The sequence below is a fragment of the Polaribacter cellanae genome, from assembly GCF_017569185.1.
Taxonomy (GTDB): domain Bacteria; phylum Bacteroidota; class Bacteroidia; order Flavobacteriales; family Flavobacteriaceae; genus Polaribacter; species Polaribacter cellanae.
Genome location: NZ_CP071869.1, coordinates 679,790 through 698,871 on the forward strand (window position 1 = coordinate 679,790; position 19,082 = coordinate 698,871).

Consider the following 19,082-nt stretch of genomic DNA (forward strand, 5'->3'; position numbering starts at 1 on the left):
GTCTATTTACAGGCTACGTTTCATATACAAGATCGTTGGATGCAATAAGATTAACTTTTTATATATAAGACTGATGATGCACCATTTAGCTGAAAGGTAAACCTAAATTGCTTCTTGTACCTTAACAGGGTACACTCCCCTACTCTTTGGAATTTGTGTATTATTGTAGGGCTATGATGATTGCATAGTACCTTATAAGGTGAGTATGACATATTACTAATTTATTATTAATGAGTTAACTATTTTCTTTTGATAATTAATATGATTCTTGATAATGTAGCATATGGGATTTTGTAAATTGGTGTTTTAAATTATGGGGTTTTTGTTGTGGTTGAAATGATATGGGGTGTAAAGTATTGTTTGTTAACAAATTAAGATGTAGTTATCTATTTATTTTTAAATAGAACTCTGGTTATTTTAAAAAAAAGAGGTTATTTCTAATGAAATAACCTCTTACTTTCATAAACAAAACATGTTTCTTACTACTGCCTTATTTATATTTTAAGATAAAAGTGCCCTACCCTACTACACTTATTTGCATTGCATTGCCGCTTGATAATTCGTAGAGCTCGGTATTTATTTGTTGGTAAAACAAAATACCTATTGCGCTTATGACGCCTACTGTTGCTGGTAATGGTGCTGTAAATTCTAAATCTACGGTTAAAGTAGTGTTTGAGCCTACGTTACCACCAATTGGTATGGCTGTACTGTAATTGATGCCATTTGTTTGGTTTTCTGTTGGGTTTGATGGTTCGAATTTTTTGGCTTTTGGTTCGTATTGATAGTTACTTAAAACTGTAGTTACTAATATTATTTTAAAGTGTGTTGCTCCTTCTGGGGCTCTTAAGTAATTGTTTGTATTAAAATCTGGTACTATCCAGGTTGCAATGCTTCTATTGGCATCTAGTGTTGGTGGTGCGTATTCTGGATAAAATACACTACTGAGTGGTTTTTTTTTATTGAATTGAAAGCCTTCTAAAATAATTTTGTTTTTTAAAATTTCAAAGGATCTTTGTCCGCGTACACCTGTACCTAGGGTATTGATTTGTTTCATGAGCCCTGTGATTCTTCCTGTAATGGTAGGGTCTTTGATATTTTTAATGATGGCGCCTAAGCCTTGACGAAGTGCTTTGCCTACTGTTGCAGATGCTCCAAACTCTGACATGTTTTCTCTTGTTCTTTTGTAGTTTGGGTCGTTTTCTATTCTACTTTTGTCTACACCTCCTGTAGTTTTTACAATGTTTTTTCCGTTACTTTCGTAAAATGTTAGTCCTCCTAAAGAACCTTTAAGCTTTATAAAGCCTTTTTGCTTTGCCATAATAGATTGTTTTATAATTGTTTGTATTTGAATGCACAATTGTTTTTATTTTTTTGTGCTGTAACAAACAATTTGATTAAAATAGGTTTGCGTTTTGCAAACTCTTTGTAATCATTTGGCCAAATGATGTTTTGCTTGGTGTGTAAGAAGTATGTAATTTATGAAAGTTTGGTAAAATTACTATTTATTTTTGAAATAAAAACAGGTATAAATACCTGTTTTTAAATTATTTATATTTTTTCTTACTTATTGTAGTTATATGTTATTAGATTTCTCTTGTTGTTAAAGTGGTAAGGAAATATAAAGTGTGTAGACAATATAATAAATTATATTCTGAATTCTAAAATAGAAAGTTTAGTGATAGATTTCCGCGTGCGCAAAAAATTACTCTGCGAGATAGTTTCTTTTCTTTTGTTACATTTCTTTTTCAAAAGAAAAAAACATGCTATTAACAAGACTAAATAGACTTCTTAAAATTATTATTTAGATTTATTATAAATAACTTGGATATATTAAAAGGCAAACATATTTTTGTGGAAAATTAACTGTTTATATTAAATCTAAATTAAAACAATGAAAAATTTATTACTTACCTTGGCTTTATCTTTGCTAACTAATTTAGCATTTGCACAAAATGCAACAATAACTGGAACAATATCAGATAGCAATGGAAGCCCAATTTCAAGTGTTAACGTTATTATTAAAAATACTTCAAAAGGAACAATTACAAACGAGAATGGAAAATATACTTTTAAAAATCTTGATAATGGTAAAATAACAATTGTTGCAAGTTTAATTGGCTTTACAACAGTTGAAAAGCGAATTAGATTAACAAATAATGTGCAGGTAGTTAATTTTACATTAAAAGAAAGTGCAGAAGGATTAGATGAGGTAATTATTGTAGGCGAGCGTGAGGTAGGTTATGTTGCAAAAAAGCAGACAGCAGCTACGTTTGGCTCACGCAATTTGGTTGATATTCCTCAATCGGTTTCTGTTATTACCCAAGAAGTGCTGCTTGACCAACAAGTTCGTGCTTTAGGAGATCTTGTACGTAACGATCCATCAATTATAGTGAGTAATCCACCTGGGTTTAATGAAACGATTAATGTACGAGGTTATAATTTGGATAATTCGAGTAGTTATCGTCGTGAAAATTTAATTTTTCAAAATCAGGTTCAAAGTCCTTTTGAGAACAAGGCCGCGGTTGAAATTGTAAAAGGTCCTGCTGCTATACGTTATGGTTTTACACCACCAGGCGGAATTATTAACTATGTGTTAAAAAGACCGACAGCTAAACCATATATTTTTATACAAGGTTTTGGTGATAGTAATGGGACTGTAGGTATTCACGGAGACTTTGGCGGAACAATTAATGAAACTTTTGGGTATAGAATAAATGCGTTGGTTTCTGAAGAAGCGTCATTTGTAAATGATGTTTCGGGACCTCGGCAAATGTTTAGTGCACTTTTTGAATGGAAGCCTAGTGAAAAATTGACTATTGATTTTGAAGGAGAATATCAATATCGTGAATTGGAACAACAGGCTACTATTAGGCTAAATTCGTTTGATTCTAAATTGAGTATTGCCCAGCGAAAACAATTACTTGAAGATTTTGACCCCAAAACATTTATCGGTCAAAAATGGGGGACCTATCCTACGCGAAATTTCGTGGGTTCTATAGGTGTTACTTATAATTTTAATGACAACTGGAAAGTACAGGGGCGTATTCAAAAAATGAATCTTATTAGAGACCAGAAAGCTGCGGGTATTGTAAATGGTACTCTACAAGCTAATGGCGATTTTAAATCTCAAATATACTTTAGCCCTTCACAAGTAAGAGACCCATTGTCTACAGAGGTCTTTTTGACAGGGAAGTTCAACACATTTTCTTTGGAACATAATATTGCTGTAGGTACTGCTTACAGTAGAAATCCATTAAGTTTTTCTACAACTAATGCAAGATTTACGGCAGGTAGTTCAAATATATTTAACCCTATTGACCTTCCCTATCCTAATGCCACAGCAGGTCCTACCGTTGAAGCATTGATTTTTACTCAAAAAGCTGCGTATATAACAGATTTTATCAAAATATCGGATAAAATTGAGATTTTGGCAGCAGTTCGCTATACGGAACAGAAAAATGAAGATGTATTTAATGATAGTAAAACACTTAAAGAATCTTATAAGGACAATATTTTGTCGCCAAATATTGGAGTAATTTATAAGCCTACTGAAGATATAAGTTTGTATGGTAGTTATGCAACAGGAGTGACCAATGGATTGCAAATACCTACTGAGGCAGACAATTTCGGTAACGATATTTTTTTAGACCCGGTTGAAACAGAACAGTTTGAATTTGGTGCGAAGGTTGAATTATTTAAAAAAGCCCTACTTACAGCAGCAGTGTTTGATATTGACCAGCCACTTGCATTTATAGATAACAATAACATTTTCCGTTATGGAGGAAGCCAAAGACATCGTGGCGCAGAATTTACACTTTCAGGGAAAGTAACAAACGACTTAAAATTAGTTGTAGGAGGGCTTTATTTAGATGCCCAAATTGATAACGAAACAGAGCCTAAGCTTGATGGAAAACGACCTGCGAGTGTGCCAGAGTTTCAGGGTAATATTTATGCAGATTATAAATTATCTTTTGTTGAAGGGCTTTCGACTAATGTAGGAATATTCTACACAGGTGACCGTTTTGCAGACAATTTAGAAACCTTTGAGGTAGATGGTTACGTACGTTTAGACCTTGGAGCAAAATATGATTTTAATATAATGGGAACAGAAATGACGGCTCGTGCAAACATTCGCAACCTTACCAATAACCAATTTATTGAAGGTCTTGCATTTGGAAGTTTCTTATATGGTGCACCAACGACTGCTATTTTTTCGCTTGCAGCAAAGTTTTAAAAATTATTATACGTAAATGCGTTTAAAAAAAGCAGTAAGAAAAATACATCTGTGGTTTGGGTTAGCTTCTGGACTAATACTTTCCGTTATAGGTATTACTGGTTCAATTTATGTGTTTGAGCCAGAACTTGCTGCCTTTTTGGAGCGCGACCTTTATCAAACCCAAGACAGTAAAGATTTGTTTAAAGATGATATTGCCTTGGCGACTTATATTGAAAATAAAACTAATAAATCTATAGAAAGTATTCAATGGCCAAAGCGTGGTCGAGATACCTACATTTTTAAACTTTTCAATGATAAAAACTGGTATTATATTGACCAATCAACAGGCAAAATCACCAAAGGTGGCGAGGCTTTGGGTAATTTATTTTTCGGTTTTATACTTGATTTACATACAACTTTGACTGTAGGTGATACTGGGCGAATTATTACGGGAACTGCTTCTCTGCTTTTCGCTTTATTAATGCTTACAACTGGACTGTATTTATGGTATCCTAATCATAAAGGTAGACGTAAAACAAGCTTTAAAATAAAATGGAAATCAAGTTCGAAACGTCGTAACTACGATTTACATAATGTTATAGGTTTTTATTTTTTTATTCCTTTATTTCTCGTTGGAATAACTGGAACCGCTTTTTACTTTGACGATGAGGTGCAATGGGCGATTGATACCATTACATTTTCAGAGCCTTTGGATAAATCTCTATGGACACAAGAAAGTACAATTCTTCATTTTGGCAAAAAAAATAAGCTTACAATTCAAGAAGCTTTGTTAGAAATGAACAAACATTATGTTGAATTGTACAAACGTAATTTGTGGATGACTGATGAGGTTTCTGGCACTTTATCATTTGCATATCAAAAAAACATTGAAATATATGCTGGTGCTGATACAAGAGTATTTCTAAAAGCAGATGCTTATTCAGGACAAATACTTGCTGAGCGTAATCCAAAAAACTTACCATTGGGTTCTGCGATAATGGAAAAGTGGCATTTACCAATTCATTTTGGCGAATTTGGAGGATTATTTACAAGAGTACTTTGGTTTGTTGCAGGTTTTATTCCTGTTTTACTTACTTATACTGGGTTTAAGATTTGGTACGGAAAAAAAAACAAAAAAAGGTTAAGGTATAAGAGTTTTCGTTAAAATTGAACTTTTGGCATAAAGACGATTGTTGTGTGTAATTTAACCAAACAATAAACATTTGAAAATCAGACAAATATAATTATTTTTATTCTTTTTTAATATTTAATTATTGTTTTACGATAATTTATTATAGATTTGCAATAATAAAACTCATATAAAATGAAAAATAAAACAAAAAACACAGACAAAGGTATTAAAGCGTTTCACACAGTTTACGTTATTGGAATTGTTTTCGCAGGAATGAAACTAATTGAATATCTAAAATGGACTTTTCAATTAATAAGAAAATGGAATTTACCAGAAGAGCCTTTTTTCTCTAAGGTAAATTTGACAAGTATTAATAATCAAATGTCAATAACTGCTTATTTAATATTTGCCATTTGTTATATTATTGTATTTGGTTTCATATTTTTAGGTCTTTATCAACTGAATAAAACGACCAAGCTGTTTGCTGAGAAAATTACTTTTCAAAAAGAAGTTGGTTCTGCTTTTAAAAAGGCAGGAAAATTATTTCTTGCTTTTGCTTTTGGAACATTGATTATTGATATTGCTGTGTTAGCTTGGACACTGGGTTCAAGTAAAGTAATTGACTTATTGTCAACTGAATTAATAGTTTTTTTAATTTTAGGTTATCTAATGTTCTTTTTAGCGGATATTTTTGAAGAAGGAATAACTTTAAAAGAAGAAAACGAATTAACTATATAATTATGGCTATTATAGTTAATTTAGATGTAATGCTTGCGAAAAGAAAAATGCAATCGAAAGAATTGGTTGAAATTCTCGGAATTACACCAGCAAATCTATCGATATTGAAAACAGGTAAAGCCAAAGCTATACGATTTACAACACTTGAGGCAATTTGTGAGGCTTTAGAGTGTCAACCAGGAGATATTTTAGAATATAAAAACGAATAAAAAACTACACACAACAAGGGCTATACTCAATGACACCCATTTGCAGTTTTACTCTAAAGGCTAAAATACCGAAAAAATCAATACCAAAAATCAAACCTAAAACTTTAGGTGAATTCATAAAGAAAGTAAGACAACAAAAGAATCTATCTCAAGCAGTTGCGGCAAAATCCTTCGGAGTAAATGGAATGTGTTTATCAAGTTGGGAATTGAACAAAAAAACAATACATCCAAAATATTTAGAATCTATACTTGATTTTTTGGGATTCACTCCACGACTAAAATCAGGCTTTGATAAAATTGGAATGAGAACAAAATTATGGAGGAAACAGAATTCTGTTTCAATGGATAACTTTTTACAGATGGTTAATCTCCCTAAAGAAGAAATTCTAAAAATAGAACAAGCTAGATACTGTAAATTTGATAAAAAAACAGAAACAAAAATCAATACATTTTTGAAAAATAATGCTACTTCTTTCGCAACGCATCCATAATAATATTAGCGATTGATTTTTGCTTATTTATATCTACATCTTCTGTTTTGTAATTTACTTTTACTCTATATCCACGAACACGTTTTTCTTTGGTTATTGATGTTGGGTTTAGTGCTTCCAAATAGAGTGATAATTCTTCAGAAGGAAAGAAGTGTATTTTAGAGTGTAATTTTTTAGAGATAATTTTAAAAGATTGTTCTTTAATATTTTGCAAATGCTTTTCATTATTAGAAATCATATATACCAATGAATATCCATTATCAATACATTTTTGAATGTTTTGAACTTCATAATCAACAGTATTGGTAACTGAAATTTCAATTGCGATACGGATATCATCTTTTAACAACCCAACATCAACACGCCCTCCATTATTCGTTTCTTCTTCTAATGTAGCTTTAAAGCCACGTTGTACTGCCATTGTTTTTACAAAATATTGTAGTGAACGATGTTGACGAAGTACTTCTTGCTCTTCAGCTTGCTCGAGATAGATTTCTTTTTGTTTTTCAAACGGAGTAGTTGGTTTTTCTATCTTTATTTCAGAAGGTATAATTTCAGTTTCTTCAATTACAGAAGTAGGTACAGGAATAGGAATTACATTAATATTTTTTTCTTTTTCCGTTTGTGTAAATTTTTCTTCGTCTTTTTTATCAAGCGATTTCTTCGTAATTTTTGGTAACAAATTATCTAATAATTTCTTTATTTCCGAACGATTTTTAGTGTATTTGTTTCTGGTGTTATCTACTATAAATTTCTTAATTTCTGAATTTATATTTTCAGTTAGTTTAGGAGTTGTAAGTGAAAAATCATTTGCGCTACTTCCTACACGCATAATTACTTGTCCTGTTCCTAAACTCTGTAAATCATTTTGCTCAAAAAAAGAGAATCCAGATTCTAATTTTCGAGCATCATTATCGCCTAATCTATAGCATATTCTTGTAAATGGGTTCGAAATCACTGAATTCAAAATTTTTGACTCTTCAATTTGTGACAATTCTTGATGTGCTAAAACAAGTCCAATACCATATTTACGAACACCAGAGAGCATTGAAGTGATAGAAGGCGTAATAAAATTTTGAAATTCATCCATATAAATATAAAATGGATGTCTTTTTTCTTTTGAAATACTTTGTCTTGATAAAGCAACTTGGTTGAACTTTGAAATAAAAATAGAGCCTAATAAATATGAATTATCTTCCCCAATAAGTCCTTGAGATAATTTGAGTAAAACTATTTTCTTGTTTTCAATGCACTCCTTAAAATCAATGCCGCGTTTTTGTGCCAACATATAACGAATTATTTTTGGACGTAAAAACGTATCTATTCGTGTTAAAAGAGGTGCAATTCCTTTTTTAACCATTGGATATTCATTTTGCCAATAATAATGGATGGAATTATCATCTACATTTTCTAAAAATGAATTTCTAAATTTTTCTTCAATCAAAAAACGTTTTAATTCTATGAGTGTTCCTCCTGTGTTACTCTCTAGAAAAGCATTAATAGCATTCGACAATACTGCTGTCATATTATCTCCCCAAGCTGTAGCATGACGTTTAAAAGCAGAAACCAAGTCTGAACTTAGTACTATTTTTTCTGCATCAGTAGTTGCATGTAATAAATTAAATCCAATAGGAAACTCACTGTCTGATGGATCAATAATAATAACATCTTCTTTTCTATGTGCTGGAATTCGGAGTAAAATGTCATTACAAATATCGCCATGCGGGTCAAACAGCGCAATCCCATTTCCTTTTACAATATCATCCAAAACCATGTTTGCAATCAACGTCGATTTCCCAACACCTGTAGCTCCAATAATATGAATATGTTTAAGCTTTTGTTCTTTATTTAAGTAAACATTTTGTTTTTCTTGTTGATGTGAATTGATGCCGATGCAACAACCTTTTGTGTCTAGTAAAACAATTTGTGGTGCTTTTTTTGTTTTTTCATCGGTAAACCCTAATTTGGATGAGATGACACTCTCATTTGGATAATGTACTAACGACACTAATTCCTCTGTATTTAATAACATTCCCAATCTATTAGACTGTCTGTAAAAAAGATTTTCTACATGATGTTGATATTTGTACCCTTCATTAGATAAGGGAATTAATCTATTGAACTCAGATTTTGAAAATGTAGAAATTGTTCTTATTATTTCAGATGCTAAATATTGGGCACGTTCCTTTAATAATGACTGTGTAGCTAATCGTACCACAACAGCAAACAAAGGCTTAGATACCTTGTTTTTTGCCACTTGTAGCATCTCTGGAGCATCCATAAAGAAAGAATTCCCTTGTGAATCAGAAACCGAATTAATAATACTTTTTGACCAAGAATTTAAAACACCCTTAAAAAGAACCTGATAAACTACAACATCTCCTTGTTGTAAATTTTCCAATGTAGCAAATACACTTGTAAGACTATCAATACTAAAATTTTGAGGAGTCTCTATAGTACGCATAAATTCTTCTTCCAAACCAAAATCACAAATAGCAATGTCATCATAATTATTAAAAGGAAGTTCTAAAGCATTTATTTCATTAAGCAAAATAGAAGAAAAATAGGCTTTAAAATGAGATTCAACACGCATTTTATCTTTTTCACTACATACAATTTGAATCGTAACTTTTTCAAAAGTGCCAATAATTTCAAAAGATATATTACTTTCTGTATAGCAAAGTATATTCAACAGCTCCACAAACAAGGTTTTATCAATATAAGGGCGTTTTGGAAAAGAAATTTCTAATCCAATTAATGTCGGTTTTGAAGTAACTTGTTTTGGTAAAAAAGGTTTATCTTCAACTTTTAATTCTTTTTCTTTGGAAGAAAAGAGTGTTGTTAATTGTTTAAAATAGGAAGGAACTTTTCCATCATCATAATTTTGCGGATAGTTATTTAGAATTTGATAATGAGAAAAAGGATTAAAAGGCGGTTCTATTTCTACACAAAAAGGGAAGTGGTAATAACCACGTCCCTTATAATCAAACTCATAAAAATTAATTGTAGCCTGTTCTACTAATGATAGCTTCATCTCATTATCGTTTGAAGATATCTTGTAGTGTTGGTTTGCGTTCTTGTTCTGATAATGATCTTATCCCTTGAGATTTGGTAATATCATCAATCACTTTTAATACAGCAGCTTGTGCATAACTCATAAACATAGAGGCTGTATCAATTTTATAATAAGTAACAGGATATAATTTTCTAGCTAGCCAACCGCCTACAAATGGTATTTTTGAAATTAGTATTTGACCAAAAGAGTTTTTATATAATAGCCACCATGAAATAAAAAAACCGTTACCAAATGGTGCTCCACAAATATCATATTGATAGTCTTTCCATGTAATTCTTAAATAGGATCGTCTAGATGACAATGCATTACCTTCTTTTAAAGACACTTGCTCCATTTTAATTCGTTTAATCCCTTTGTTTTCTAGCTCTTCTTTAAGAAGCTTATAAAAATCTTTTGTAGAAAAATTAAAATCATCTATCAAAGTGTTCCACCTTGAGTGATAGCTTTTTAAAGAAGCACTAAAAATAGATTTTAGAATTAAGAATGCTATCAATCCATAAAGCAAGTACATTCCGTAGTGTGTGATGTAAAATAAGATTTCGTTCATAGTTTTTATATTATATCGTTATTAACCATTTCCCAATATGACTTCCCTTGCGTAGTCAATTTACACGATTTTGATTCCATTGCAGCATCATACATGTGAGGAGCATCAACTGGAACAACTAAATTAACTCTATTGTATTTCTGAAGAACTTCAAATTTCTTTACATTTTCGGGGTTAGGATTCTCGCTTTTGGGTTCAAATGAGGGGTTCAGATTAAATACTTCATCTGGACCATTTGGAAATAAGTTTATCATTTCTTTTAAATGCAAAGGTCTAATTTGAGTATAAACTTTTCTAAGATTGGTATATCTTCTTATACTGGTCATAAAAATTGGTCTTTGACCTTTTTCTCCCATAGCTTTATCTATGTATCCATATATGTTTCCTGGTGTCACTTCACCTAAAATACTTGCAGCTCCACCATCCAAAGCGTGAATTAATAATCTAGTAAAAACACCAGAACCATTTTTTTCTACAGAATACTGATTTGCAGCAGAAGCAGCTAAAACAGTAACACCTTCATTAATTGAAGTTAAATTAGTATTCATTGAACTTTTTCCAAAACTACCCGCATGACAACAATCAAAAATGATAATATTATTATGAGCTGGTGAATTGTTAACAATGCTCAATATTTCAGCCATGGAAAGCCCATCATCACCTCTTTTACACTCTGAAGTCATTAAATATCCTCCTGTAAACTCTACATGACCATGTCCAGAAAAATACAATAAAGAAATTTCTCTTGGGTCTCGAAAAAGCTCCTCGATTCTATCTTTTAAAATTCCTCTAGAAAGTTGTAGGCCATGATCAGCAGTTATTAACTCTACTTCAAAATTCTTTTCATGGTCTTCATTATTTGCATGTCGACTTAAGACTCTGTTAACTTCCATTGCATCATTTACACAACCATTTAAACTTTTAATATCTTCATAATGATTTATTCCAATTACTAATGCTTTTCTCATAATTATGCGTTTGAATGTTTTCTAATTGCAGCAACTATAGATTCTGTATTCCAACCAACTATTTCAACTGCATTCTCTTGAACTTTAGTGGAGATATTGGTTTGTCCCCAAGGTTTAATTCCTATAATAGGTTTTGGTATTGAGAAACTTTCATTTGCTATTAATATTTCTTTATTAATCCATTTACTATAGGTAGAATAGACTCCTCCCATTATTAATACGACATGACATAATCGTAGCCGATTGTAGATAGCATCTATTAGTTCTTTGTCGGTCCCATTTGTGTGAACAGGGTCATCTTTTGGTACTGAATAATTTTTGTAATAGAAATAACTTCTATTATCCAATAAATTACACAGACCTTCTTAAGCATCAGGATATTGCCATGAATGACTTATAAAAAGATTGTGAGTGTTTGCCATAATATTTTGTTTTTAAGGTTATATTTTTAGTTAAAAGTTCATCCAACTTTTCATCTCTTTAGATGAAAATGTACTTAATTGAATATTCAAATCTGAATCATAATAAATGTTACTTCCTTTGGTTACAAGAGGATATACCGATAGAAATTCTTGACCTTTAAAAGTGTCATTTTCATAATCTGTAATTGGAAGAATTGCACATCTTCCTTTGTCTCCATCCATAAACCCTAATTCCCATGGCATCCATTTAGAATTGGAAGCGTTTTCTGAAGTAGCATATATTAGAGATTTGGATTGCTTCATTCTCAATCTAATCTTGTTAACAGTGTCTTTCGTTACATTGTCTCGTTGAAAATGAGGATCGATAATCCAATCCACATAAACAGAGTATCCTTTTGAAGTCAACTCTAAATATAGACCAGCGATATACTTTTTGTCTTTAAAACTGTGAGACAAGAAAATGTCAAAATGAGTTCGATTTTTATTTTCATTCAAAGCAGAAGAAAAAGTTTTTGTTCCTTTTCTTCTTGATTCTGAAAGGTCTGATAAATAGCTTTTTGTATAAAATTTCATTGTATGTAGTTAATCTGTTAGTAAATCTTCAATAAGTACAGGTTTGAATAGTATTCGTGACTCCTCAACTTCTTTTGTAGAAGTTGTTTTATTTCCTCTATAGTTTTCGCTAAATACTTCTTTCTCAAATCGAATAAGATCCATAAATACAGTAACATCGTTAGACCAATCTTTAATGAAAATATCGCCTTGTTGTTTATTTATTCCGAGATTTGTTTTTGCTCCTATTTTTACTGTACCAGATTGAATACCTTGAATATTTCCATTTATAAATAATTCTGAAGTTTTAGAACGTGATTGAGCTATAAAAGCTTTTTTGGCTACTGTTACAGAAGTTACGAGGAAAGTATCTTTCCATAACATTTTTTTCCCTTTAGCATTAATTTCATTCTCCAAAGCACTCAAATCATCTAGTTCTTTTTTATCACAGTCTACTGCTAGGAAATATATGGCACCTTCAGAAGTGAAATTAATTTTGATTTTAACATTACCACTTGGTAGTTTTTCACTTCCTAAGTCTACATTTGAATCAATATTAAAGTTAAAACTAACAGCATTTTTACTTGAAAACTGATAGGTGTCAGGCTTTTTTGAAAAGCTTGGTTCAGTATATTTTACGTTCAGATTTTTTAGGGATGTGACTTTTTTAAAGGTGCCGACAGGGCGTGATTTTCCAAGAAAAGATTTTCCGTTTGGAAATGTTATAATATCACCAACATTAACTTGTTCTCCCGGTAAATAAACTCCAATTTTCCCTAATTCTTCAGCAAGTTCTTTTGAGTATTGAATTTGTAATTTTGACATAATACGCAATCATTAAATTTATATAGAACAAAATTCAAGAATTTACATTCACTATATTACCTTAATTATATTGATATTTTTATCCTTAAAAGTGATGACCTTTATAAACTACCGTCTGATTATTTTTGTAAAAAATAATTATGAAGCATAAAGTATTTATTAGTTACCATCATGAAAAAGATTTATTATATAGACAAAGATTTGAAGAATTATTTTCAAACCAATTTGATATTTTAGACTCTTACGCTGTAAAGCAAAATGAGATTGGTAATGTTGGAACTGAAGAATTTAGACGGATTATTAGAGAGAAGCATTTAAGAGAATCAACCGTTACTATTGTATTAATAGGAGAAGCCACTTGGAGTAGAAAACATGTTGATTATGAGATTTATAATACGTTAAAAGTTACCTCAAACAATTCAAGATCTGGCTTATTAAGAATTATTTTACCGAGCTATGATTCATACCAATCTAGAACTTATAATTCACGTACTATCCCAAAACGACTATCTCAAAATATTCAAAATCGTTATACAAATATTCATTTTTGGTCTGAAAACCCTATTGATAACCAAAACTGGATTCATGATGCATTTTTGAAAAGAAACAAAATATTACCAAATAATACTATGCCAATTATGAAAAATAATTGGAAAGGAAATTTTTGGTAAATGGTTTAATGATAACCATTCTCAATGGCAAATTTTACTAATCCTTTTGAGTTTTTAACTCCTGTTTTTTCTATCAAGTTTCTACGATGAGTCTCTACTGTTGATGGAGCAATATTAAGTTCATCAGAGATTTTTGGTGTAGTATAGCTGTTAGCTATCAGTTTTAAAACTTCTTTTTCTCGTTTTGTGAGTTGAATTTCTCCATAAACAGTCGTATTCCTTATACTTGAAAACAGAGTTTTTGTAACTTCTTCGCCTAAATATTCATTTCCGTTATATAATGCTTGAGTGGCTCTTACTAACTCTTCTTTACCTTTGTTTTTTAAAATATACCCATGAGCTCCTGCTTCTATAATCCTTCTAATAAAACCTATTTCATTATGCATGGTTAGGATTAAAATTTTGACTTTTGGGTAATTACTTTTTATAAACTTAGTTAAATCAATACCGTCCATTTTTGGCATACTGATATCTAATACAGCAACATCGACTGCATTAGACTCTAAAAGAGGAATGACTTCTTCGCCATTATAAGCCTCTCCAACAATAGCGATTCCTTCTTCATTTTCTAATAAAGAATGTAAGCCTTCAACGACAATTTCATGATCATCGGCAATAATAATATTAATCATTTTGTTTCTTATTTTTTAAAGGTATATCAACGGTTATTGTGGTTCCTTTTCTTAATGTGGAATCTATTTTTAATTCTCCATTAAGTCCATCTATTCTTGCTTCAATATTTTTTAATCCCATTCCTAATTTTGCCTCAGATGTTTCAAAACCTATACCATTATCTTCTACAATAATATTCAATCCATTTTTGCCTTTTAATAGCTGAATCGTAATTTCTGAAGCTTTGGCATGCTTTAAAATATTGCTAATTAATTCTTGTATCACCCTATAAATACTGATTTCTAATTCCAGAGGTAATCTATCATTTAATCCATGACTTACAAACTCTACCTCCAATTGTTTACTTTCTTCTAAGGTATCTTTTAAATCTTCTAAAGCAGCTGTTAACCCAAATTTAGTTAATACACCAGAAGCCATATCTTGAGAAATTTTTCGAACTTCTTCACAAGCTTCATCAAGTAGCTTATTTGCCTTTTTGTATAGTTTTGTATTGGTATCTTTTAAATTGTCAATACTTGTTTCTACAGATTTAAAATGATTCTTGACCATCGCTAACATACTTCCTAATCGGTCGTGTAAATCTCTAGCAATACGTTTCCTTTCTTCTTCTTGCCCAATCATCATTGCATTCATTGATTTCAACTCCTGCCTTTTTAGTAATTCTTCAACTTTTTGAGATTCAATCAAACTATTTTGTTCTGCCAATTTTGCCAATTGTTTATGGCGTTTAACTTTGATAATGGCAAAAAATAATAACGAAACTAAGATTAAACCGATTAATAAGCTATAAATTAAAATTGTTTTACGCCTATTCTCAACTACTTTTTTTTCAAGGGTTATTTGCGATATTTCTTTATCTTTTTCAAGCAGTTCAACTTGTTTTTGTTTTTCTTCATAATCCATTTTCAGATTTATTGCTCCCTTATAATCGTTTTCTAAACTATCTCTTAATTTCAAATAAGATTCATTATAATGTATTGCTAGAGGATAATTTTTCAACTTAGAGTAAACATCAGATAGATTATTTAATGTACCCATTCTTTCAAATCTTTGGCTAGATATTTCAGCTTCACCTAATGCTTTTTTGTAAAAAGTAGATGCTTGATTATAATCATGTTTTTGAAAATAGATATGAGCTATATTATTATAAATACTAGCGTCTTTTTCAATTTCCAGAGCTTCTTTATAACTAGATAAAGCTAAATTTAATAATCCTTTTTGATGGTATATGGTTCCTAGATTGTTATAGGTGCTGTAGTCTTTTTCCTTTAAACTTAATCTTTTTTTTAATTCAATAGATTGATTGTAATATTTTAATGCTTTTTCATATTCTTTTAATGAAAAAAATGAAAGTCCAATATTGTTGTAGGTTTTTGAAAGTTCATATTGATCGTTTATATCTTCAAAAATGATTTCGCTTTTCGTTAAATAATTGAGTGCCATTTTATAGTTTTGAAGGTCAATTTGAAAAACACCAATATTTTGGAGTGTAAGTGCTATTGCTTCTTTATTTCCGCTTTTCTCCTTTATATTCAAGCTTTTTAGGAAATATTGCATTGCTTGCTTATAGTTTCCAAGACGACGATATAAATCCCCTATATTATTTGAGGTAATGGCAACAATGTTTGTTTTTTTGAGTAATTCAAACTTTTCTTCTGCTTTAAGTGTATGTGCTAAAGCTTTTGAAAACTCTCCTTTTTCAGTATAAATAAGCCCTAACTGATTATAGGCTCGAGCAATTCCATAATCATTGTTTCTTTTTATTTCTTCCTTAAGGATTTTTAAATATAGCTCTTCCGCTTCTTTAATGTTTTTTTGATATATAGCAATTGCACCTAAACGATTAAGACAGGTAAGTGTTCCGTCCAAATAGGAAAGGGAATCACTCATAGCTTTAGCATTACTTGCATATATGGAAGCCTTTTTTGAATCTGCTTTTCTATACTCCCAAGCAAGCTCATTTAATGTTTTAATCTTTATTGTATCCTTCTGAGTGTTTAAAACCAATAATAAGCTATCTATTACAGTCATGTTTTGCCCAAATATGTGAACTGAAAAAAATAAATAGAATATGAATGTCATTTGGAAAGAACTCATTTTGAATAGATTTTTCATAAAAAAGGCTTTATTTTCCGTAAAGATAATAAAGCCAGAACTTTGCTATGTTGATATAGAAATAATACTAGCTCTTCTTTTTCGGATTCTTTTCTTTATCTCCTCCTGGTTTAATTACTTCTCCAGACGAATTTGGAGTTCCTGTAGGCTCTTTAGGCTTTTCTGTAGTAGTGTTCTCTGTTTCATTGTTGCTTGTGATTTCTTCGTTCTTTTCTAATTGTTCATTGTACTCTTTTTTCATGGTGTATGATTTTAAAATTAATATTACAAAGATGGAAGATTACTTGAAAACAAATTTCATCAAAAATCATTGTTTATATATCCTCAATTTTGAGGATGTGCATATACTCGTTTTTATGTAGATGCAATATTAAACCTTGACATAATTTTACTTTAAAATTTTATAGAATGGTAAAGTTTAAAGTGATCAAACAAAAAGAAAGAGTTTTTTTAATTAGAATATCAATTCCAATTAAAAAAGGATCTATAAAGATTCACTTAATTTTAAATGATGATTTGGACATACCGCATAAACATCCTTGGAATTTCAAGAGCTTTTTGGTTTTTGGGGCATATAAAGAATGGGTTGATGGTATACAATATAAACACAAACCATTTTCTATAATTAATAGAAATGTGAATCAAAAGCATCAAGTGATTTTATATAGGTTCGCTGGGAAAAAAATACCTTGTATTACTATAGGTATGTACACAAAAAAAATCCAGCCTTGGTGCGAAAAAAGTAATCTTTGCGATCACTGTTTACCTTTAGGTCAATGCATTGATAAAAAATACTGGCAATCCATTAAATAACAAGAATTATGAAAAAATGTTTTGTTGTAATTCCTTTTAAAGATCATTTTGATACATATTATAATAAAATAATCAAACCCGCTTTAAGTGATTTAGATATTGAAGCGATAAGAGGAGATGAAATTTATAGTAATAAACCTATAATTAACGATATTATTGAACAGATAATAACATCGGATTATATTATTGCTGACGTTAGCAATAAAAGTCCTAATGTTAATTATGAATTAGGCCTAGCACATGCTCTATGTAAACAAGTAATAATTTTATCACAAAATTCTGAAGATATTCCTTTTGATTATAGACATATTAGAGCAATAATATATAAAACAGATGAAGTAAAATGGGCTGAATCGCTTAGTAATAATATAAAAAAAACAATTAAAAATATTGACGAAGGTGGCTATAAATTATCTTCAATTGATACACTTAACAATTTTTATAAAAATATATTTACAGATAAATTTTTTGGATTACAAAACATCTTTACTACAAGACAAGCTATGAATATGTTTTTAACCCCATATTGGGATAAAAAATTGACACAATTAGATATTGTAGCTTTTGGTTTAAAATCTTTTAGAGATTCAAAATCTCAAGCAATATATCAACAGCTTCAAAATGGTTTAAACATTCGTATTTTATCACCAAACCCTTTGTCAAAATTTCTTCAAGCAAGAGAAAAAGAAGAAAAATTAATTGAAGGTAGTATAAAAAAAACGATTCAAGATTTACAAGATTGGAGCATTAAAATGAATAATAATAAAAGTTTAGCTAAAAATATTATTCTTAAATTTTACGATTCAACACCTCTTGACTTTTATTGGAGACAAGACGATAATCTATTTATAGGCCCATATTTATATGGAATAGGAAGCCAACAAACCATAACATTTCATTTTAAAGTTAATTCAATTGTAGGGAATTTTTATACCAAATATTTTGAAGAAATATGGAATAATACAAAGTTTACAAGTCAAATAATAAATTAAAAAAGTAATGAAAGTAATCCAAGAAACAATAAAATTTGTCAAAGAAAAATTAAAAGATGATTCATCAGGTCACGATTGGTGGCATATTTATCGAGTTTGGAAAACCTCCAAGAATATAGCTAATAATTATAAAAATTGTGACCAATATGTTATCGAATTGAGCGCTTTATTACACGATATTGCCGATTGGAAAGACAATGATGGAGATTTCTCAATTGGCGCTAAAGTATCTAGAGAGTGGCTTTCTAATTTTGATTCTTTAAATGAAGAACAAATAGACCATATTTGTTTTATAGTAGAAAATATTTCTTTTAAAGGAGCTAATGCAGATAAACCAGTTTTAACTTTAGAAGGTCAAATAGTTCAAGATGCTGATAGACTTGACGCAATGGGAGCAATGGGAGTTGCGAGAACTTTTGCATACGGAGGGCATAAAGGTCAATTAATTTATCATCCTGAAATACCACCAATAAATCATATTAATGAGACTTCTTACGTGAAAAATAATAAGCCATCAACTTCAGTAAATCATTTTTATGAAAAATTACTTCTTTTAAAAGACAGACTAAATACTGAATATGGTAAGAAGCTAGCTCATGATAGGCATATTTTTATGCAAGACTTTCTTAATCAATTTTATAAAGAATGGGAAGGAGAGAAATAACCTTTCAAAACAAAACTA

Annotated in this window: 19 protein-coding genes; 9 read left to right on the top strand and 10 right to left on the bottom strand. The window is 30.3% G+C overall.

All coding sequences use genetic code 11. The features are described from left to right. Positions 1–517: 517 nt before the first annotated feature. The gene (locus J3359_RS03080) at positions 518–1,318 is read right to left on the bottom strand and encodes a hypothetical protein (RefSeq protein ID WP_208079285.1); all 801 of its coding nucleotides are present in this window, start codon (positions 1,316–1,318) and stop codon (positions 518–520) included. 573 nt (positions 1,319–1,891) lie between these two features. Here J3359_RS03080 and J3359_RS03085 point away from each other — a divergent pair. The 5 genes from J3359_RS03085 to J3359_RS03105 all read left to right on the top strand — a co-directional run bounded on the left by J3359_RS03085 (position 1,892) and on the right by J3359_RS03105 (position 6,786). Then, positions 1,892–4,234: a TonB-dependent receptor gene (locus J3359_RS03085; protein ID WP_208079286.1), complete on the top strand. Its 2,343-nt coding sequence runs from the start codon at positions 1,892–1,894 to the stop codon at positions 4,232–4,234. 16 nt (positions 4,235–4,250) lie between these two features. Then, positions 4,251–5,381: a PepSY-associated TM helix domain-containing protein gene (locus J3359_RS03090; protein WP_208079287.1), complete on the top strand. Its 1,131-nt coding sequence runs from the start codon at positions 4,251–4,253 to the stop codon at positions 5,379–5,381. A 159-nt stretch (positions 5,382–5,540) separates the two neighbouring features. Then, on the top strand, positions 5,541–6,086 hold the full coding sequence (locus J3359_RS03095; protein ID WP_208079288.1) for a DUF2975 domain-containing protein: 546 nt from the start codon (positions 5,541–5,543) through the stop codon (positions 6,084–6,086). 2 nt (positions 6,087–6,088) lie between these two features. Beyond that, entirely contained in the window at positions 6,089–6,295 is a 207-nt protein-coding gene (locus tag J3359_RS03100; RefSeq protein WP_208079289.1) for a helix-turn-helix domain-containing protein, read from the top strand. Between the two features lie 29 nt (positions 6,296–6,324). Then, positions 6,325–6,786: a helix-turn-helix domain-containing protein gene (locus tag J3359_RS03105; protein WP_208079290.1), complete on the top strand. Its 462-nt coding sequence runs from the start codon at positions 6,325–6,327 to the stop codon at positions 6,784–6,786. On the opposite strand, the gene J3359_RS03110 is transcribed toward J3359_RS03105, so the two are convergent. The 6 genes from J3359_RS03110 to J3359_RS03135 all read right to left on the bottom strand — a co-directional run bounded on the left by J3359_RS03110 (position 6,761) and on the right by J3359_RS03135 (position 13,176). Next, the gene (locus J3359_RS03110; protein WP_208079291.1) at positions 6,761–9,820 is read right to left on the bottom strand and encodes a type IV secretory system conjugative DNA transfer family protein; all 3,060 of its coding nucleotides are present in this window, start codon (positions 9,818–9,820) and stop codon (positions 6,761–6,763) included. The two genes, J3359_RS03105 and J3359_RS03110, sit on opposite strands and share 26 nt — an antisense overlap. 4 nt (positions 9,821–9,824) lie before the next feature. Further along, on the bottom strand, positions 9,825–10,409 hold the full coding sequence (locus tag J3359_RS03115) for a hypothetical protein (protein WP_208079292.1): 585 nt from the start codon (positions 10,407–10,409) through the stop codon (positions 9,825–9,827). A 5-nt stretch (positions 10,410–10,414) separates the two neighbouring features. Continuing rightward, positions 10,415–11,377, bottom strand: a complete 963-nt coding sequence (locus J3359_RS03120; RefSeq protein WP_208079293.1) for a caspase family protein — start codon at positions 11,375–11,377, stop codon at positions 10,415–10,417. 2 nt (positions 11,378–11,379) lie between these two features. After that, positions 11,380–11,724 carry a TIR domain-containing protein gene (locus tag J3359_RS03125; RefSeq protein WP_208079294.1) on the bottom strand — a complete coding sequence of 115 codons (345 nt, stop codon included), beginning with the start codon at positions 11,722–11,724 and terminating at the stop codon, positions 11,380–11,382. A 105-nt stretch (positions 11,725–11,829) separates the two neighbouring features. After that, positions 11,830–12,372, bottom strand: coding sequence for a toll/interleukin-1 receptor domain-containing protein (locus tag J3359_RS03130; protein WP_208079295.1), 543 nt, complete (start codon positions 12,370–12,372; stop codon positions 11,830–11,832). A 9-nt stretch (positions 12,373–12,381) separates the two neighbouring features. Further along, positions 12,382–13,176: a hypothetical protein gene (locus J3359_RS03135; RefSeq protein ID WP_208079296.1), complete on the bottom strand. Its 795-nt coding sequence runs from the start codon at positions 13,174–13,176 to the stop codon at positions 12,382–12,384. A 140-nt stretch (positions 13,177–13,316) separates the two neighbouring features. Here J3359_RS03135 and J3359_RS03140 point away from each other — a divergent pair, with 140 nt between their 5' ends. Continuing rightward, complete coding sequence (locus J3359_RS03140; RefSeq protein WP_208079297.1) at positions 13,317–13,847, top strand: TIR domain-containing protein; 531 nt, start codon at positions 13,317–13,319, stop codon at positions 13,845–13,847. A gap of 5 nt (positions 13,848–13,852) precedes the next feature. Here J3359_RS03140 and J3359_RS03145 read toward each other — a convergent pair whose 3' ends face one another. The 3 genes from J3359_RS03145 to J3359_RS03155 form a co-directional block, all read right to left on the bottom strand. Further along, positions 13,853–14,479 carry a response regulator transcription factor gene (locus tag J3359_RS03145; protein WP_208079298.1) on the bottom strand — a complete coding sequence of 209 codons (627 nt, stop codon included), beginning with the start codon at positions 14,477–14,479 and terminating at the stop codon, positions 13,853–13,855. Next, positions 14,472–16,511 (bottom strand): tetratricopeptide repeat-containing sensor histidine kinase, encoded by a 2,040-nt coding sequence (locus J3359_RS03150; RefSeq protein WP_208079299.1) that lies wholly within the window; start codon positions 16,509–16,511, stop codon positions 14,472–14,474. The genes J3359_RS03145 and J3359_RS03150 overlap by 8 nt, the downstream gene beginning before the upstream one ends. 151 nt (positions 16,512–16,662) lie before the next feature. Then, entirely contained in the window at positions 16,663–16,836 is a 174-nt protein-coding gene (locus tag J3359_RS03155; RefSeq protein ID WP_208079300.1) for a hypothetical protein, read from the bottom strand. 167 nt (positions 16,837–17,003) lie between these two features. Between J3359_RS03155 and J3359_RS03160 the strand changes: the two genes are divergently transcribed. Genes J3359_RS03160 through J3359_RS03170 form a run of 3 tightly spaced genes read left to right on the top strand, consistent with a single transcriptional unit; the run spans position 17,004 to position 19,064 of the window. Next, the gene (locus J3359_RS03160) at positions 17,004–17,408 is read left to right on the top strand and encodes a hypothetical protein (protein WP_208079301.1); all 405 of its coding nucleotides are present in this window, start codon (positions 17,004–17,006) and stop codon (positions 17,406–17,408) included. Between the two features lie 8 nt (positions 17,409–17,416). Continuing rightward, on the top strand, positions 17,417–18,400 hold the full coding sequence (locus tag J3359_RS03165) for a hypothetical protein (RefSeq protein WP_208079302.1): 984 nt from the start codon (positions 17,417–17,419) through the stop codon (positions 18,398–18,400). A gap of 7 nt (positions 18,401–18,407) precedes the next feature. Then, on the top strand, positions 18,408–19,064 hold the full coding sequence (locus J3359_RS03170; RefSeq protein WP_208079303.1) for an HD domain-containing protein: 657 nt from the start codon (positions 18,408–18,410) through the stop codon (positions 19,062–19,064). The last annotated feature ends 18 nt before the right edge of the window (positions 19,065–19,082 follow it).

What these genes read in the sequence shown, in the direction of transcription:
- J3359_RS03105 (WP_208079290.1), top strand. Translation starts at nt 6,325, where the DNA reads ATGACACCCATTTGCAGTTTTACTCTAAAGGCTAAAATACCGAAAAAA.
- J3359_RS03095 (WP_208079288.1), top strand. Translation starts at nt 5,541, where the DNA reads ATGAAAAATAAAACAAAAAACACAGACAAAGGTATTAAAGCGTTTCAC.
- J3359_RS03110 (WP_208079291.1), bottom strand. Translation starts at nt 9,820, where the DNA reads ATGAAGCTATCATTAGTAGAACAGGCTACAATTAATTTTTATGAGTTT.
- J3359_RS03080 (WP_208079285.1), bottom strand. Translation starts at nt 1,318, where the DNA reads ATGGCAAAGCAAAAAGGCTTTATAAAGCTTAAAGGTTCTTTAGGAGGA.
- J3359_RS03135 (WP_208079296.1), bottom strand. Translation starts at nt 13,176, where the DNA reads ATGTCAAAATTACAAATTCAATACTCAAAAGAACTTGCTGAAGAATTA.
- J3359_RS03140 (WP_208079297.1), top strand. Translation starts at nt 13,317, where the DNA reads ATGAAGCATAAAGTATTTATTAGTTACCATCATGAAAAAGATTTATTA.
- J3359_RS03170 (WP_208079303.1), top strand. Translation starts at nt 18,408, where the DNA reads ATGAAAGTAATCCAAGAAACAATAAAATTTGTCAAAGAAAAATTAAAA.
- J3359_RS03145 (WP_208079298.1), bottom strand. Translation starts at nt 14,479, where the DNA reads ATGATTAATATTATTATTGCCGATGATCATGAAATTGTCGTTGAAGGC.
- J3359_RS03160 (WP_208079301.1), top strand. Translation starts at nt 17,004, where the DNA reads ATGGTAAAGTTTAAAGTGATCAAACAAAAAGAAAGAGTTTTTTTAATT.
- J3359_RS03085 (WP_208079286.1), top strand. Translation starts at nt 1,892, where the DNA reads ATGAAAAATTTATTACTTACCTTGGCTTTATCTTTGCTAACTAATTTA.
- J3359_RS03115 (WP_208079292.1), bottom strand. Translation starts at nt 10,409, where the DNA reads ATGAACGAAATCTTATTTTACATCACACACTACGGAATGTACTTGCTT.
- J3359_RS03150 (WP_208079299.1), bottom strand. Translation starts at nt 16,511, where the DNA reads ATGACTGTAATAGATAGCTTATTATTGGTTTTAAACACTCAGAAGGAT.
- J3359_RS03165 (WP_208079302.1), top strand. Translation starts at nt 17,417, where the DNA reads ATGAAAAAATGTTTTGTTGTAATTCCTTTTAAAGATCATTTTGATACA.
- J3359_RS03155 (WP_208079300.1), bottom strand. Translation starts at nt 16,836, where the DNA reads ATGAAAAAAGAGTACAATGAACAATTAGAAAAGAACGAAGAAATCACA.
- J3359_RS03130 (WP_208079295.1), bottom strand. Translation starts at nt 12,372, where the DNA reads ATGAAATTTTATACAAAAAGCTATTTATCAGACCTTTCAGAATCAAGA.
- J3359_RS03120 (WP_208079293.1), bottom strand. Translation starts at nt 11,377, where the DNA reads ATGAGAAAAGCATTAGTAATTGGAATAAATCATTATGAAGATATTAAA.
- J3359_RS03090 (WP_208079287.1), top strand. Translation starts at nt 4,251, where the DNA reads ATGCGTTTAAAAAAAGCAGTAAGAAAAATACATCTGTGGTTTGGGTTA.
- J3359_RS03100 (WP_208079289.1), top strand. Translation starts at nt 6,089, where the DNA reads ATGGCTATTATAGTTAATTTAGATGTAATGCTTGCGAAAAGAAAAATG.